We start from the raw sequence: 16807 nt of genomic DNA, 5'->3' as shown, positions 1-16807 counted from the left end.
TTAAGCCACCGCTTGCATTTTGCCTCGCATTGCCCGTACAATGACAACAGTCACTGACACTGATAATTCCAGTGTTATCACCCGTTATCCGAGGAGGTCCAACTATGATTGCCCAAGCCATTGCGACTGTTTTAATGCTAATTGTTTTTATGTTCGGTTTTACTTACTTTCTGAATAGCCTATTTTTCAGACGCATCGAAAAACACGACCGTGAACAAACTAAAAAACGCGAACATCAAGACCACCACTCGTCTTAATGCTCGCGTCAGTACGTATTATGTTAAAAATAGGACTGCCAGTTAAGATCAAGGGCAGCCAACTTCGGCCTGTCGGAAAAGAGGTTGTTTAGCGTAACCTGGCTTTGATTACACGTCTAGCAAGACTTACAGGCAGTTCTACCAATGGCTAAAATATGCTCGCTGTCGCCCCACGCTACTAGATCAACGCTTCATTTTCCTCATTCAACTTGTCACAGTCAATGATCAATTGACAAACTTCTTTGTCTGGCGTCAACTTCATCGAATACTTCCGCCCATATTCAATCATCGTGTGATGGGCTTGATGTAATTCTGCCGGTGCCAACACACTCACGATTTTTTGTTCAACTTGTAACGGCGTCGCGGTCTGAGCGACAAAGTGCAAGCGTTTCGAGATTGCCGAGACGTGTGTATCGACAGCAAACGTCGGTTGTTCAAAAACGTCACTCAATACCACGTTGGCAGTTTTGCGGCCCGCACCTGGTAACGCCATGATGCCTTTACGATCGGTAGGCACGACATCGGCTAATTCTTCATGGACAATGCGCGCCGTTTTAATGATGTTGCGGGCCTTATTATGAAATAATCCGACGCTCTTGATAATTGCTTCCACATCCGCAACATCGGCAGCCATCAAGTCCTTTGGTTCTGGATACTTCTCAAACAGCACCGGCGTCACCTTGTTAACCGAGACGTCGGTCGCCTGAGCGCTCAGAATTACTGAAATCAAATACTGAAACGGCGTCCGCGAGTCCAGGGAAGGTCCCACTGGTCCGATGTCTGCTTCCATTTGGTGAATTGCCCACACGATCTGATCATCTTTTAGCATTGCGCTTACCGCCTCTTTCTTATCCTGTTTCTAAGTTAATTTTAAGGCTGAGGGGGTGTAATGTCTATTATTAAAAATATCGCGGCCTTATTTCTAATCCAAACTCTAATGACATGAACACAGTACCATTAATTTCTATCAATCATCATCACGATCAGCAAAATAGGCGGCCCGTTGCCGAGCCCAATATTCATGGTCGGCGGTGGTGATTTCTCGTAAGACATGGCAAGGATTGCCGACCGCAACCACGTTATCCGGGATATCATGAGTAACCACGGAACCAGACCCAATCACGACGTTACTCCCAATCGTGACACCCGGATTAACGACCACGTTGCCCCCAAACCAAACATCGTGTCCAATCGTAATTGGCCAACCATATTCGAGTTGTTCAGCACGAATGGCGGCGTCAATGGGGTGACCCGCCGTATATAAGCCGACCCGCGGCCCCATAAAGACGTTGTCCCCAATCGTAATCCGACCCACATCAATAAAAATCGCATCGTAATTGGCATAAAAGTGCTTACCAATTGTCGTGTTGCTTCCATAGTCGGTATGAAATGGCGGTTCGATATAGCCCCCGTCACCAATTTTGTTGAACATTGCCGTTAACAATCGTTGCCGTTCTTCTGGTTGGGCTTCGGTTGTTTGATTAAATTCCCGTACTAACCGTTTGGCACGATGATTTTCACGTCCTAATTCTGGATCATCAGCAACGTACAACTCACCCGCCAGCATTCGTTCTTTCTGTGTTTTCATACTCCCAGTTCCTCCCATCAATCGCATTTCACTTTCACCAGCATAGCACGCAATTATCACCATGAACACGCATTCTCGAAAGCAACCGCCCCCATTTTGAGTATCGTTGAACTTTTAAGCTTTTTTATACTGCGAAAAAATCATTATCGTTTATAATGAGAGGTATACACACAATTAAGGGAGTTTTAACCATTGAAAACATTTAAAAGCATTATGAGCTGGGTGGTTCCGATTGCGATTGGCTTGATCATCGCCCTACTGATTCGTCAGTTCTGGTTTACTATGGTCAAAGTCGATGGGACTTCGATGCAACCGAATTTACAAAATAACGAACGCGTCGTAGCTTTTAAGACTAGCAAAATCAAAGCAGGTTCCGTCGTCGTCTTCAACGCCTACGGACTCGATCCGAACCAGACCGACAAAAACGCCGTTTATGTTAAGCGGGTCATTGGGATGCCTGGGGATACGGTCCGCTACACAAGTTCCGGTAAACTTTACGTGAACAACAAATTAGTCAAGCAAACTTATCTCAAAAATAAGTATCAACAGACGACTGGGTCCTTCATGGCTAATAGTCACAGTAAGTTCACTGGTTGGACACTCAATAGTTTGAGCCATGATCAAGGCTGGGCCAAGTCCGTGACCAACAATACGGTGCCGAAGGGTTACTACTTTGTCCTTGGTGATCACCGGAGCGTCTCTAACGATGGCCGTTACTGGGGGCTCGTTCCTAAGAGCAAGATGATTGGGGTCGTCAAAGCATGGCCATGGCAGAACCGCAAACAATATATTAATAACTACCAACCTTAAGATTTGAACACCTTATCAGCAAGTCGTTAACTGTGACTTGCTTTTTTGTTATACTGAAAATATTATTTAAATAATAAGGAGCTTAATCAATGACCGCCAAAGTAAAAGTTGTCCTTAGTTGGCTACTCCCCATCATAATTGGTCTGATCATCGCACTTTTGATTCGCCAATTCTGGTTCACAGTAGTAAAAGTGGATGGTGATTCCATGCAACCAAACTTGCAAAACAATCAACACGTGGTCGCCGTCAAAACTAGTACCATTAAACGTGGTAGTGTCATCGTCTTCTACGCATACGGCGTCGATGCCGCCCAAGCTGACCACAACGCCGTTTACGTCAAGCGAGTCGTAGCAGTTGGTGGCGACAAGGTCCGTTATACACATGCTGGTAAACTATACGTCAACAATAAGCTAGTCAAGCAAACTTATCAGCCTAATCATTATCAACTCACAACTGGGTCTTATATGGCCAACGCCCACAGCCAATTTACCGGCTGGACATTAACCAGTTTAAGCCATAATCAGCCAGCTTGGCAGGTCACCGTTACCAACAACCGGGTCCCTAAAGGCAGTTACTTTGTCCTTGGTGATCACCGGAGCGTCTCTAATGATAGCCGTAATTGGGGATTTGTCCCCCAAAACAAAGTCATTGGCGTTGTTAAGGCTTGGCCGTGGCAGAACCGGCAACAATACATCAATCATTTTCAAAACTAACAAATAAACGAATCAACAAAGTTATGAACAACTTGTTAATTCGTTTATTTGTTAACCAGACTTTTATCCACAGTTAATAACTTAATGCCGTTATCCACAGTATCTGCATAAGTCTTCAATTGATTTGACCAGCTTTCTGAACAGATTATCAGCTCCGACTATTTTTGGCGCTGACGCCAATCCTGGACCCCAAAATACCCACAAATAATTGGGCTTAAAGGAACCAAAATCACTGCCATCAAAATATTCTTAAAGAAGTTGATAAAGCCATCCATGAAGTCACTCTTAGCCTCGACTTGCGGCGTTAATGCGGTTGGAACAGGTTTGGGCTTTGTCCGCTTGGCTGCTACTGACCATGGTCGGCCAGAGTCCTGAATGATTTGCTCATCGTCTGGTCGCGTTGACGGTGTTTCCTTGGGTTGTTTACGCCAGACTTGAAACACCCGCGGCCAACGATACTTCACAATTGGAAACAGCACGAGCGCACAAATAATACTGTAAATGACGAACGGATTAAATTCTAACACGATCCGATTGACTTCCTGACGGGCCGTAAAAAACATGATAATGAAGACGGCGATTGCACCGTAAAACCAACTAATTAGTAAATGACTCGTTTTCCACACGTTGTGCCACCTCCCCGGTTGTTGACATACTCAATCGCACCATACTTTTACACTGCAAGCCAGCTTCATAGATTGGGTCTGGATAGTTATCCACAAAAAAGTTGACCCACACCGCAATCATCTCAAAACCAGCGTGTTGATAAATCGCTAGTTGCCGCAACGATGAATTACCAGTGCCAATTTGCAGTTCATCACAGGTTGGCGCTGCTTGGCAGACTGCAATCGCCGTTGCTAGTAGGGCCTTAGCAATGCCGCGATGTTGATAGGCGGGCGCCACCGCAATATTTTTAACTTCCCACACCCCTGTTTTGAGCGTTGTCAACACGACAACACCCACCACTTGTCCATCTTGTTGATAACCATAACATTGGCCTGTCGATAAGTACGCTGTGACCTGTGCCCAAGATGGATCGGCTAATAACAGTAAATCCCGTGGAATTTGAGCTGCCGCTAGGGGTTGGATTTTCATGACTGCCGCCTTTGATGCCGCTGATAGCCATTACCCCAACAAACATAAGGAATGATGACCGCAATAATTGCTAAAGCATACTCGCGCACCGTTAAGTTCATGGCATTGACCACGACAAGGTACGCCAAAAAAACCGTCCATAAAACCGGAACAATACCGCCGACCCAAAAGTAGCGACTGGCCGTAAACAGGTACTCTTCTAAGATAAAGATAACAATTGCAATAACACCTAAAATTAGTAATTGCATAGTGCCACTTCCTAACTTGTGATTAACGCAGTGCCTACTGCTTGTTTAACTGTTGTAGCATATCCACAAAACGTCCGATTGTTAAGTTAGCCACATCTTCATCGGAATAGAAGATGATCATTTGGGACCGTTGTTCTGGGGATAAGTTCGCTTGGGAGCCAAAATAAACTAGATAAACGTCCGCGCTATGGTCCGTCAAACTCTGACCATAATCTGTATCTAACGTGAAGTTGAAATCTGCGCCAAATTGTTTTTCCATGGCGGCCATGAAAGCTTGCACATCCGCAGTTGCGACCGTCTCTTGGCCGGCCACCGTACTCGTAATAACATTAACTTGCATTTTAAAAGCTCCTCGTTAAAATTTTTAAACTCAATTTTCACAGTAGCGCACTTTTGTATAAACCACAAGCCACTAGTTGTCCACAGTGGATAAATTATTCCATGACCGGTACAGTCAACTTATCCCCAGTGTAAACCATCGTTGTCACCACACTTGGTGCCAATTCTTGTCTCGTTGCCGCACGACCAGTTGCGACGTAATGCATCATTCGCAACGTTGCGCCGTCCACAATCAACAAGACCTGACCATGATCAGGCGTTGCCGCCATAACCTGTTGTAACCCCTTTTGATAGCGATCCCAGAACTCCTGCCCACTTTCCGCCAATCCATCCGCATCGTGATCGTGCAACAATGTCTGTAGCTCACTGGGGGTCTGATCTGCGGCAAAAGCGGCCACACTCTGATAGCCTAGCTTAGTCGCAAATCCTGACCAAACCGCCGCGCGTTCAGTGCCTTCAAAGCCGCCATAGAATGGCGCACGTAACGCGACTACCGTTCGCAACTTAACGGGTTGTGCTCGTGAGTCTAAGATAATGCGCGCAGTCTGAATCGCCCGACTCGTATCACTAGCGAAGGCGGTATCGAACGTTGTCGACGCCAACTGTTGCGCAACCTTGGCCGTCGCCTGTTCGCCAGTCGCCGTCAACGGCGTGCCGCTCCAACCCTGGAACCGGTCAAGTTGATTAAAGTACGTTGCTCCAGCAACGACTAAGTGTAAGGTGATTGATTTCATGGTTAATTCTCCGTTAGTTTTTTTAGATTATTCAACTATTTTAGCATAAAAACTTGGCCGGACAAACGGACTCTAGGACTTGTTTAATATGAATTTGAGTAGAATTGTCATCAAGAATGAAACAACTATCATTTTAAAACATACAGCTGGCAAACAAAAAATCAGGATAAGAATCAGATGTGCATCCTTACCCCGACTTTAATTATTGTGCGGCAACAGCTCGTTCATTTTGGCTAACCGAGAATTAGCGAAAAATCGCCATGCCGAATACTCATCAAGTCACCACACGTCCTTTGATGGTAAGCTTAACACCATCATTGTGTATTTCTCTTCATCAGTAGCGTTAGATGTATAATATCGAACATTGTTCTTAATCGCCATAATTGTTATATGCCACAGTCATCAGAAATTAAAGGTATTATGGTTCGCTTAATATATTCTATTCAGGAATTGTCGCAAAGCACAGGCGTGTTGCCTTTAGTTGACAGTCTAGCCAAGCCAACAAATACTATTTTCCTAATGCGACCGTTTTACTGACCACTAATCACTAGTCGCTTTAGTAGGTACTGGCTTTCTGCGCACTAATGACCCAATCACCATTCTTCTTCGCATAAAACATCTGCATCTGCAACCGCCAAGTATGCGTACCCCCACCCCAAATTCTTGCCTGAACTTGGTTCTGACCAATTAAACTTGCCCGGTTACCTTCAATTTGAATAGCTTTGATGGTATCTTCTTTTGAAGCAAAATATTGCATTTCTTCATTTTGAATTTGGTCAATCCACTCCAATTTAGACTGCACATACCCCGTCATGTGGGTTAACTTCATAGTTGGTGCCAAAATTTCATTTAACCGACTGAGGTTTTTCTGAACTATAGCAATATTTTCATCACGATACAATTGAATAATTATTTCTTTATCCGTCATTCTTACCACGCTTTCTTTACTTACATCAAGCATGATACCAACTTTCCTATGCCAAAACCATTCAGAAATCAAGGGTCATTCATAAGTAAAAATTATGCAAAGGTTTGTTTCAATAATTCAGCAAAAGTTTCGATATAATAACCTGAATTATTAGCTTGCCAATAAGCGTAATAGTTCTGAATCAATTTTCGGTCCCCTTTAACCAAAGAAATCATTTTAACAATATCTTTATCTAATTGTGTTCTCATCCGCTGATTGATGATCAAATACCCCTGATTAGACGCGATCAACATTTGTGCCTCGTCATAGCTTTTAGCAATCACAAACTCACTTTTGACACCTAAAACATTGCGATAATACTCCTCTTCTGAGACTTGCTGATGACCATCAATGATCAAAATACAAGGAATATCCACTAAGTCAGCAACGTCGATTTTTTGTGCCTCAACTGGCAACGAATTGTTAACGGCAACCATAAACTCACTAGCAGTCAAAAATTCATTTTGATATTCATTGGATAAGGCCCGCCGTTGATCAGAAAAATTCAAATCAATTTTTCCTGTCTGTAATAATTCATAGAGTTCTTCGTGCGTGCCACTACTAATTTTGATTTTCACTTTAGGAAACTCCTGAGTAAACTTCGAAACAGTTTGTAAAAACTCAGCAGTCCCAAAACTTCTTAAATAGCCAACCCGCAACTCGACCTCATCATTCTTTTCAATTTTGATGGTTTTCTTTATAAGCTGGTCCACATCCGCCAAAATATCCTGACTATGACTATAAAAGTACTGACCCGCTTCAGTAACTTCAAAGCTGCGTCCTTTCCGATTCAATAACTTCACACCAAGTTGACTTTCCAACTCCTTCATTCGCTGAGAAATCGCTGACTGCGAAATGTGGCAGTCCACGGCCGCTTGAGTAAAACTATGATTATTAACGATTGCGATAAAATACTGCATCTGTTGAAACATTACCGGCACCTCAACCTTTACAAGATTATCTTTGAATGTTCAAATTTGTCATATTATTTTAATTAGTATAACCTTAATCAACAATTTGAGAAATGTTTTGCAGCAGAACCTGAACCGATTCCCTGCCATGCTTATAAACGAAAAAAGCCACTAGCTATCTAGCTAATGACCTTTTGAATATTATTTTGCATTTAGTCCAACGCTATCATGTGCATAATAATCATTATCGACAATCGCATTCTTGACAAAATCCGCAATTGAATTGATTGAGACATCATGCCCACCAAATGGTTCGCCTTTTTTCGTGATTTCATAATCAACAGGACCACCAGTAAACCAGCCCGGACGAATCAGGGTGTAGTTCAAATCAGAAGCTTCAATAACATCGGCGGCTTCCCGATAAGTGCGTAGCATTGGATTACTACTTAAATTTCCACTAGCACCAACCGAAGCGGGAATTTCATCATAAATACCCATTGAAGTAATAAACAGCAATCGTGAAACCTTATTCCGGTCCATTGCCGCAACAATTTTTTTAGCAAAGCGACCTAAAGAACCACTCAAGGCAACAAAAACAACGTCTTGTCCTGCCATCGCCTTGTCTAAGTCACTATCTTTAGTAACATCGCCAGCGATAACACTTTCACGCTCACTAGTCTTTAATCGATTGGCATTTCTAGCAAACAACGTTAACTGATTATCGGTTTCATTCAAAAGCGTTTGTCGAACTGCACCGCCAATAGTCCCCGTTGCACCAATAATTAAAACTTTCTTCATGTTCCCTCCTATTTATCACTGACAATGACCAATGACTTAATCGCCGTCCGTTGGTCCATTGCTTCGTACGCAGCTTGAATATCATCTAACATAAACCGTTTCGTAAAGACTTGGCCGGGCTGAATTTTCCCCGTCAAAACAGCATCTAACAAAACTTGCTTGTCATCCGTCGTTACAGCAGCAATCCCACCACGTAAGCCAATGTTCTTCCAAAAAAGATTATTGGTATTCATTTCAGCCTTTTGTGGGACCCCAACGCGACCAACAACCGCACCAGGACGGCCAACTTTGACTGCTGTGTCAACGGATTGTTCAGTACCTACACATTCAAGTACCGCGTCAGCCCCAGTTTCGGTCAAAGCCATCACTTTGGCAACTGCTTCATCACCACGTTCAGCGATAATGTCCGTGGCGCCAAATGCTTTTGCTAACTTTTGCCGATCTTCATGGCGACTCATTGCGATGATCCGCTTAGCGCCAAGCAATTTTGCGGAAAGCACCCCGCTCAAACCAACGGCACCATCACCCATCACAACAACGGTATCATCTTTTTTGACTTCTGCGCTAGTTGCGGCGTGGAAACCCGTTGCCATCACGTCAGCTAAGGCTAAAAAGTTGTTCAGCATATCGTCAGAATAATCTTCAGGTTGTCCAGGAATCTTAACTAACGCCCAGTTTGCATTGGTAAAGCGTAAGTATTCACCTTGATAGCCACCGTTACCGCCGGCTTCTTGGTTTAAGCAATCCCCATCAAAACCGGCTAAACAAGCGGCACAGTGCCCACAACCATGGGTGAACGGTGCAATCACGAAATCGCCTGCTTGTACATCTTTAACGGCTGAACCAACAGATTCAACAATTCCAATTGCTTCATGACCAACGGTTGAACCTGCTTGGCGTTGTGAAATCCCGCGGAACCACCACAAATCCGACCCACATACACAGGCCCGGAGCACCCGAATAATTGCATCGGTTGGCTTTTGAATAGTTGGTTTGTCGTATTCTTTAACTTCGACTTTTCCTGGTTCAATAAAAGTTGCTGCTTTCATAATAAACTCTCCTTAAAATTCTATTTCTGGACGCCATTGTTACGAACTTCTGAAACATTACCATACCAATATTGTGCGGTAATTCCGCCATCAACCAAGAAATCACTCCCTGTGATAAAGGCACCACGGCGATCCATTAAGAGTTCCGCCAAATTGGCAATTTCATCGGGTGTTCCTGGACGCTTCGTAACCATTGACTCGAACATCTTTTTGTAACCCGCACCACGCGGCCCGTTCAATTCGTCAACGGCTAATGGTGTCATGATAATACCGGGGCTGATCGTGTTGATCCGTGCACTGCGAGCTTGCCACTTAACCGATTCGGCAGCGACCCGTAAAACATTGGTTCGTTTCGCATATTGATAAGCCGCCAATGAATCCTTGATCACGTCCGGTTGTAAAATTGGTAAATCCAATAATTCTTCAGTCGGTGTCATGGCCAAGGCTTGATTATCTGCTTGTGATAAGGCGGGTAATCGGTGTCCTGATTGCGACGAAATGACGATTCCCGCACTACCGGGAGCCATGACTTGACCAAATTCTTCTAACAAAACGGCAGTCCCGTAAAGGTCCACTTTGAGCACTTGTTCTGGGCTCGCTTGGGATGGTGAAACGCCAGCCGCGTTGACCAATCCCATAATCTTACCAAGCGATTGTGCCTTAGCAACCACTGTCTTAATAGATTCCCGTGATGAAAGATCCGCTTGGATGGTCTTAACGTTAAATCCAGCTTCCGTCAAGTGTTGTTTCATTTCAACTAATTTTGCTTCATTATAGTCTGCCAACAATAAATTTCTACCGGCAGCAACACGTCGAACAATTGCTTCACCAATTGAGCCGGCACCGAAAAGCACAATTACTTCGTTATTCATATTCATTGACCTCTTTACTTGTTTTGATTCACCTTAACTTACAAGTCATATCTTACAAGCAAACGTCTTTTAGACCAATTTCAAATTCAGCTCACATTGATAAGTTTTACTTATCAATGAAAACACCCGTCACTCAAAAACAAGGGACGGGTGTTTTGGTTTAATGTTTTCTAAACTGCAGTCAATTATCGGTCAATGTATTAATCATTACACTTCCAAACGGCGACCTGCCATCCACTTGATCATTTTAGGATCAGCATGTGAGAAGAACTGGCTTTCGCCATCATTAAGAGTCGCAATTTGTGCTTTGTCGTCATCGGTTAATTCAAAATCAAAGACGTCCAAATTTTGACGCATCCGTTCTGGTTTAACCGACTTAGCTAAGACAACAATATCTTGTTCAATCAGCCAGCGTAGAATAACTTGTGCAACGGATTTGCTATATTTATCCCCAATCTTAGTTAATACTGGATTTTTGAAAATATCATTCTTACCTTCTGCGAATGGGGCCCAAGCTTCCAAGGAAATGCCTTCATCACGTAAAGCTTGAATATTATTCGTTTGTTGCTGGAACGGATTGATTTCGATTTGATTAATTTGTGGTGTAACGTCATTAAATTCAGCGAGGTTCACCGCCTGTTCAACACTAAAGTTAGAAATACCGATTGCACGAACTTTACCCTGTTTTTGTAATTCTTCCAATGCACGCCAAGCCCCAAAAGTATCGTTGTATGGTTGATGCAACAGTAATAAATCCACGTACTCTAAGCCTAACCGATCGAGTGAACGTTGAAACGAGCTCATGACACCTTTATAACTAGTATTTTCAACCCAAATCTTAGTCGTCACAAACAATTCTTTGCGATTAACACCCGAAGATGCAATACCACGACCCACGGCCCCTTCATTTTCATAACTTTGTGCCGTATCAATATGCCGATAACCGGCTTGAATCGCATCACGCACCGCATCTTCAGCTTCTTCAGGATCAGTAATTTGGAATGTCCCAAACCCTAATACCGGCACTTCAACACCATTGTTTAACTTAATTGTTTTCATTAATAACGTCCCCTTAGTTTAATTTAACTTGGCGATTAGTCATCATACTAATGCTCAGCACCAAACCCGCAATAAAAATGGAATAGATCATCGCCTGTGGATAAATAGTGATTGCTAAAATTAGCCCAATCAATTTAATTCCTAGATCGAGCAATACGACCCACGTTGGCGTCTTATACAACAACCCAAATTTGGCGCGTGGATTGAGCCGGCCTAGATTCAGCGATAGAGCAACGTTCAATAACGAAATCGCAATAATAATAATCCCATAAAGTGCTTGGGCAGTCGCATTATCAAAACTGTCCGCAACCAGGCTCGTTGTGTATGGAAATAGCGATGCGAAAAACAGCAACACTAGCGTTAAGAGCACGGTTGTCATATTAATTGTCCGAACTGCTTGCCAACTATTATGATGTGACATCCACATTAATCCAATCCAGAAAAACGACAGCGCATAGGCGAAGAAGCTCGCATGTAGCGCCCATAATCCAGCCCAACTAACGGGATTTGGTTTACTCAAGTCAAGAACCAAAATTGTCATAATAATAGCTAGAATCGCATCTTCAAATGCGGTCAGTCGTTCATTATTCATTAAAAGATCCTCCAATTTATTAATTAACTTAATTATAATTCAGCATTACATTAAGCTAACTAAAAGTGACTTACCAAGTCACGCCAATGACTGTCAGTCACGTTGCGTAACACGGTGTATCCATTGATTGATCTGTTTAACTTCACGATCAACTTTATTACCGTCAATGACTAGAGCAGTCTCATATTGGTTAGTACTCGAACCGTCGACTTTTAACATGCCTTTGAGCCGTTCCACGCTATCGCCCTGACCATAACCACCCTCTGTCATAAACGGTGCAATCCGCTTATACTGAAGTAGACTACCATACTGGATTAAAAAAGCAGTCATCGGATGCGATAAAGTCATCGCCCATATAGGATAACCCAAATAAATAGTTTGATACTGGCTCAAATCAGGAACCTGCATATTCAATTCCGGATAATTAGCAGTTTCGCGCTCCGAATTAGCACGCGCTAACGTTTGTTGATAATTACGGCTATAAGGTGATTTAACCACAATCTCCAAAATATCGGCCTGAGTCTCTTTAGCAATTTGGCTAGCAAGCAATTCAGTGCTTCCGGACCGTGAAAAATAAATAATGATGCTTCGAGCCTGCTTTGTTAATCGTCTAGTAGACTGATTGCTAGCATTCGTATCCATTCCATCAGATTTAGTTCCCGCACCATGTCGCCAGATACTAGCCGTTTTCCCCAACTGATAAGCCGTTACTGGCCGATCGCTGATTTGATTGTTCATTACTGCTGATGCTGACTTAACATCCATACGTTCTTTAAGCACCATTAACTCCTTACCTCCAATTAAATCAAAACACTGCCAATGTAACGTCACCATTACTACTTATACACTAGTGATGCTTACCCTTGACCATCCTTAAATGCAGGATAAAGTGTCATACCACCATCAATAAATAAGGTAATTCCCGTGACATAACTTGATTCGCTGGAAGCCAGCCAAGCAGCTCCGGCTGCAACCTCTTCTGGCGTCCCGATTCGGTTCATTGGCACCATGTTAACGGTCTGGTCATACTGCTGTTGATCGGCAAACTTTTCAGCATTAATTGGTGTGTTGATTGCACCAGGGCCGATTGCATTCACACGAATATTGTCCTGCGCATATTCCATAGCAATCGTCTGAGTAAAGAGTTTGACACTCCCCTTAGCAGCTGCATAGCTCGCAAAAGTTGGCCAAGGAATCCGTTCGTGTACGGATGACATGTTGATAATATTGCCTGGCTTTTGGTGCGCTTTAAAGTACGCAAGGGCTGTCCGTGAACCAAGGAACACACCGGTCTGATCAATAGCCGTCACCTTATTCCAATCATCCAATGAGACTTCATGGGTTGGTGACTTAATTTCCATACCAGCATTGTTAACCCAAACATCTAGGTCACCGAAATGGTCAATGGCTGCAGCTAATAGTGCATCCACACCTGCTTCGCTCGCAATATTAGCTTGGACAATAACAGCGTCACCGCCAGCTGCTTTTACGGTATCAGCTGCTTTTTGCGCACCGGCGGGATCACTATTATAATTAATGACCACTTTCATTTTTTCTTCGCCAAATCTTTTAGCGATTGCCGAACCAATTCCTTTAGAACCACCTGTAATGACTGCTACCTTACCATTTAAATCTTCATACATTTTTACTTCACTCCTTAACAGTAACTATTTGTTTACGAAGCGCCGCTACTTATCGCTCCGATTGAATGTCTATATATTAATGCTAAAAAGACACTTTGAAAATTACTTGATAAACATGCTAGCATTCGTTTAACGTATGGCATAATTGTGTGACCCTTTAGCTCGGTCAGCAACACACGCCAACATTGTTACACCAGTGATATATTACTAGTTATTAGTCGCTTCTAAATACAGGTATAATTCCACAATCATTTCTAAAAGTATAACTTGCTCATTCAACATACTGACTTGAAGTTAATCAATACCACTAGTACGACTAAACAAAATCAGCGGTACTTAAGAATAAAGGTATTCTTAAACACCGCTGATTACTGATCAGACATCATAATACTAACGGGACTAAGATTGCATTAGCAACGCACGCTTTATGGCTAATTTTTCATTAGTTCGCCTTTTGTAAAGAAACAGGCTCAATTATTCCGTCGCAAGTTGGTCATATGACGTTTCAGCTTAAATTAAAGTAGTGACGACTGCACCAATCACAATCAAGACTAAACCACTCAATGTTAAAACTAATTCACGTTTGGATTTACGCTCGTGTAAAAATACCATGCCACCTAATGTTGACAACACAACGGATAACTGCGAAACCACAAAGGCCGTATTGACCCCATTCTGGCTAACTGAAACAATGTATGTCAACGAAGCTACTGAAAAAACTAACCCACCAATAATGTTCAACCAACTAGCCCGTTCTGCCACAATTCGACCTTGACCACTTATTAACATATAAACAATAACGGCTACCATCATTCCCACTGACTCTGGTAAAAAGATCGCAATACCAGACGCAGATAACGCTTTTGGAATCGCATTAAAGACAATAAATCCAATGGTCGTCACAATCAACATCACAATCGTTCGTCGCTGATTACTGCCAGTCACTTCTTGGTGATCTTGAATTGAAGTCATGATGACACCAATCACAAGTAACAAGACCCCTAAGCCACCCACAAGCTTTGCAATTTTCGTTGACCATTCACCAAATAAGAAAACACCAACTAACGATGTCCCAACTAACTGTAATCCAGTTGAAATCGGCATCGTCTTAGAAACACCCACATTGGCGTAACCCGTATATTGTCCCAACTGACCAACAATCCAAAAAGCACCGGCAATCATGGCCATAATAAATGAGGTCACGTTAATGGCTGGATGAACGATTAGCTGAACGACTAAACTAGCAATTAATGTTCCAGCGGCCGTACCAAAAATCTGATTAATCGGTCGCCCGCCTAATTGGCTCACAATCAGTGGTAACACGCCCCACGCAATCGCAGGTAATAACATCCAAATAATATTCATTATACTTTCCTTCATTCCTTTAAAATTTTGTGGTGCGCACTGATTGCAAGCAATGTTCACCAATTAATTAATAAAAATTTGGTTTTGAAAATTCAGTCTGCGGTTCTCCTAAGCCTAGGCTTTCACGATGATAGTCACCTTTACCAGCCAGCAAATTAACGACAAATTGTGCCACAGCTTGCCGCGTCACTTGGGCCGAAGTAAATGGTTCACCCTTCTTAGTTACCGTAACTGCCGTATTACCAGTTTGGTTATACAGCCACGTAATCCGTAACAACACATAGTCGAGGTCACTTGCTTCAATCAAATCAGCTGCCTGTTTACGGTCTGACTGCCAAACGATACCGGTATGTTCACGATACCATTGCTGAAACGGGCCACTGACTTCTTGATAAAGATCTGGAATACTGGCTACAATGAGTCGTTTAACCCCCGTCGCATTCAAAGCCTTAATCAAGCCGGCAATAATATCCGGGCCAGCAACAAAGCTCAGATAGACCGCGTCTACTCCGTTTAATACGGTTTGAACCTTATCAAATTCAAGAAAATCACCGTCCACAAATGTCACTCGTGTCGAATCAAACACTATCAATCGTTGTGAGACATTATGTCCATACAATACCAACTGATCATCGGTTTGCGCCAACAGCTGCCGTGTGACCATTTGACCAATTTGACCCGCTGCACCTAAAATCATTACTTTCATTAATAATTCCTCCGTTCAATTCAAAATAAACTTTATCAATTTGTTTCTTAACAACTATCCTGCTAAACGATACTAATCAAGCCCTGATGGCATGCGACTCTTCTGAATACTGGTGCCAAAAATCTGATCAATTGTTAACGGATCATGATGATCAAAGAACTGACTACGATGTTGATCAAGTTGGGCAATGCGTTGCATATCTTCGTCAGTAAGTTCAAAATCACAAACATTTAGATTCGCAACCATCCGTTCCGTATGAATCGTCTTGGGAATTACCACAATATCACGTTGTAATAACCAACGTAAAATAACCTGACTAGCAGTCTTGCCATATCGTTGACCAATAGCGACTAATACCGGATTTTCAAAAATCGCTTGTTTACCTTCCGCAAATGGTGCCCACGCTTCAACTTGAATACCTTCAGACTGTGCAAAATCAATGGCTTCTTGTTGCTGATACCATGGATTGACTTCAATCTGGTTGACCACCGGTTTGATTGTCGTCGTTAATTCCAGATTTTTAAGTTGATCAGCAGAAAAGTTCGATACCCCGATAGCCCGAATTAATCCTGCTTGATTAGCTTCTTCCAACGCTCGCCAAGCACCCACAACGTCACCATAAGGTTGGTGTAATAAATATAAGTCCAAGTAATCTAGTCCCAAGCGCTGAAGCGAAGCCTGAATGCCTGCTTTAGCACGTTCGTATGACGCATCCGCCACCCACAGTTTAGAAGTAACAAAGAGTGATTCGCGTCGAATCCCACTATTTTTTATCGCACGCCCGACTGCAACTTCATTCTGATAAGCCGTCGCGGTGTCAATTGAAAGATAACCCGCATGTAACGCCTGCGTTACCGCACGTTCACATTGTTGTTCATCTACAATTTGGAAAACGCCGAAACCAACTTGCGGCATTTCAATACCACTACTTAGTCGGACCGTTTGCGTCATGACCATTTTGTTTCACACCTTTCTGATTGAATGACACTATCATAAGGCGAGATGGATTGTTTGAAAATTACTAGATAAACATGCTACCATACGTTTAATGTATGCTTAGG

The 16807-nt window shown here is 42.9% G+C and carries 21 protein-coding genes; 2 read left to right on the top strand and 19 right to left on the bottom strand.

What is annotated here, in order from left to right; translation table 11 throughout:
- Positions 1-435: 435 nt before the first annotated feature.
- Complete coding sequence (locus ACWQAU_RS08380) at positions 436-1086, bottom strand: endonuclease III domain-containing protein (RefSeq protein WP_003642136.1); 651 nt, start codon at positions 1084-1086, stop codon at positions 436-438.
- 138 nt (positions 1087-1224) lie between these two features.
- Positions 1225-1845, bottom strand: coding sequence for a sugar O-acetyltransferase (locus ACWQAU_RS08375; RefSeq protein WP_003644763.1), 621 nt, complete (start codon positions 1843-1845; stop codon positions 1225-1227).
- A gap of 192 nt (positions 1846-2037) precedes the next feature.
- On the opposite strand from ACWQAU_RS08375, the gene lepB (ACWQAU_RS08370) reads away from it, so the two are divergent.
- Positions 2038-2655 (top strand): signal peptidase I, encoded by a 618-nt coding sequence (lepB, locus tag ACWQAU_RS08370; RefSeq protein WP_003642138.1) that lies wholly within the window; start codon positions 2038-2040, stop codon positions 2653-2655.
- A gap of 89 nt (positions 2656-2744) precedes the next feature.
- Complete coding sequence (lepB, locus tag ACWQAU_RS08365; RefSeq protein ID WP_015825861.1) at positions 2745-3368, top strand: signal peptidase I; 624 nt, start codon at positions 2745-2747, stop codon at positions 3366-3368.
- A 158-nt stretch (positions 3369-3526) separates the two neighbouring features.
- Here the strand turns inward: lepB (ACWQAU_RS08365) and ACWQAU_RS08360 are convergent, their stop codons facing one another.
- The 17 genes from ACWQAU_RS08360 to ACWQAU_RS08280 all read right to left on the bottom strand — a co-directional run bounded on the left by ACWQAU_RS08360 (position 3527) and on the right by ACWQAU_RS08280 (position 16703).
- Positions 3527-3994, bottom strand: a complete 468-nt coding sequence (locus ACWQAU_RS08360) for a hypothetical protein (RefSeq protein WP_011101941.1) — start codon at positions 3992-3994, stop codon at positions 3527-3529.
- The gene (locus tag ACWQAU_RS08355; RefSeq protein WP_027821814.1) at positions 3966-4463 is read right to left on the bottom strand and encodes a GNAT family N-acetyltransferase; all 498 of its coding nucleotides are present in this window, start codon (positions 4461-4463) and stop codon (positions 3966-3968) included. The genes ACWQAU_RS08360 and ACWQAU_RS08355 overlap by 29 nt, the downstream gene beginning before the upstream one ends.
- The gene (locus ACWQAU_RS08350; protein WP_003644834.1) at positions 4460-4711 is read right to left on the bottom strand and encodes a hypothetical protein; all 252 of its coding nucleotides are present in this window, start codon (positions 4709-4711) and stop codon (positions 4460-4462) included. The genes ACWQAU_RS08355 and ACWQAU_RS08350 overlap by 4 nt, the downstream gene beginning before the upstream one ends.
- 34 nt (positions 4712-4745) lie before the next feature.
- Positions 4746-5051, bottom strand: coding sequence for a hypothetical protein (locus ACWQAU_RS08345; protein ID WP_027821813.1), 306 nt, complete (start codon positions 5049-5051; stop codon positions 4746-4748).
- A 94-nt stretch (positions 5052-5145) separates the two neighbouring features.
- A complete protein-coding gene (locus ACWQAU_RS08340) occupies positions 5146-5784 on the bottom strand; it encodes a histidine phosphatase family protein (protein WP_027821812.1) in 639 nt (212 codons plus the stop codon).
- Between the two features lie 556 nt (positions 5785-6340).
- On the bottom strand, positions 6341-6745 hold the full coding sequence (locus tag ACWQAU_RS08335) for a nuclear transport factor 2 family protein (RefSeq protein WP_079111836.1): 405 nt from the start codon (positions 6743-6745) through the stop codon (positions 6341-6343).
- Between the two features lie 59 nt (positions 6746-6804).
- Entirely contained in the window at positions 6805-7683 is an 879-nt protein-coding gene (locus ACWQAU_RS08330) for a LysR family transcriptional regulator (protein ID WP_027821810.1), read from the bottom strand.
- Positions 7684-7863: 180 nt separating this feature from the next.
- Positions 7864-8460, bottom strand: coding sequence for an NAD(P)H-binding protein (locus ACWQAU_RS08325; protein WP_027821809.1), 597 nt, complete (start codon positions 8458-8460; stop codon positions 7864-7866).
- A gap of 8 nt (positions 8461-8468) precedes the next feature.
- On the bottom strand, positions 8469-9509 hold the full coding sequence (locus tag ACWQAU_RS08320; protein WP_003644838.1) for a zinc-dependent alcohol dehydrogenase family protein: 1041 nt from the start codon (positions 9507-9509) through the stop codon (positions 8469-8471).
- Positions 9510-9529: 20 nt separating this feature from the next.
- Positions 9530-10387 (bottom strand): SDR family oxidoreductase, encoded by an 858-nt coding sequence (locus tag ACWQAU_RS08315; protein WP_013355875.1) that lies wholly within the window; start codon positions 10385-10387, stop codon positions 9530-9532.
- A 201-nt stretch (positions 10388-10588) separates the two neighbouring features.
- Positions 10589-11440: an aldo/keto reductase gene (locus tag ACWQAU_RS08310; protein ID WP_013355876.1), complete on the bottom strand. Its 852-nt coding sequence runs from the start codon at positions 11438-11440 to the stop codon at positions 10589-10591.
- 13 nt (positions 11441-11453) lie between these two features.
- Complete coding sequence (locus tag ACWQAU_RS08305; RefSeq protein WP_027821808.1) at positions 11454-12032, bottom strand: TMEM175 family protein; 579 nt, start codon at positions 12030-12032, stop codon at positions 11454-11456.
- A 93-nt stretch (positions 12033-12125) separates the two neighbouring features.
- Entirely contained in the window at positions 12126-12815 is a 690-nt protein-coding gene (locus ACWQAU_RS08300) for a flavodoxin (RefSeq protein WP_027821807.1), read from the bottom strand.
- Between the two features lie 74 nt (positions 12816-12889).
- A complete protein-coding gene (locus ACWQAU_RS08295; RefSeq protein ID WP_027821806.1) occupies positions 12890-13675 on the bottom strand; it encodes a glucose-1-dehydrogenase in 786 nt (261 codons plus the stop codon).
- Between the two features lie 510 nt (positions 13676-14185).
- A complete protein-coding gene (locus tag ACWQAU_RS08290; RefSeq protein ID WP_027821805.1) occupies positions 14186-15040 on the bottom strand; it encodes a GRP family sugar transporter in 855 nt (284 codons plus the stop codon).
- A gap of 67 nt (positions 15041-15107) precedes the next feature.
- Entirely contained in the window at positions 15108-15746 is a 639-nt protein-coding gene (locus tag ACWQAU_RS08285; protein ID WP_027821804.1) for an NAD(P)H-binding protein, read from the bottom strand.
- Between the two features lie 72 nt (positions 15747-15818).
- Positions 15819-16703: an aldo/keto reductase gene (locus ACWQAU_RS08280; RefSeq protein ID WP_027821803.1), complete on the bottom strand. Its 885-nt coding sequence runs from the start codon at positions 16701-16703 to the stop codon at positions 15819-15821.
- Positions 16704-16807: the final 104 nt, after the last annotated feature.

The organism is Lactiplantibacillus sp. 3062 (assembly GCF_055413545.1).
The sequence above is the reverse complement of the archived record's forward strand: the minus strand, read 5'-3'. Positions and strand labels throughout refer to the sequence as shown.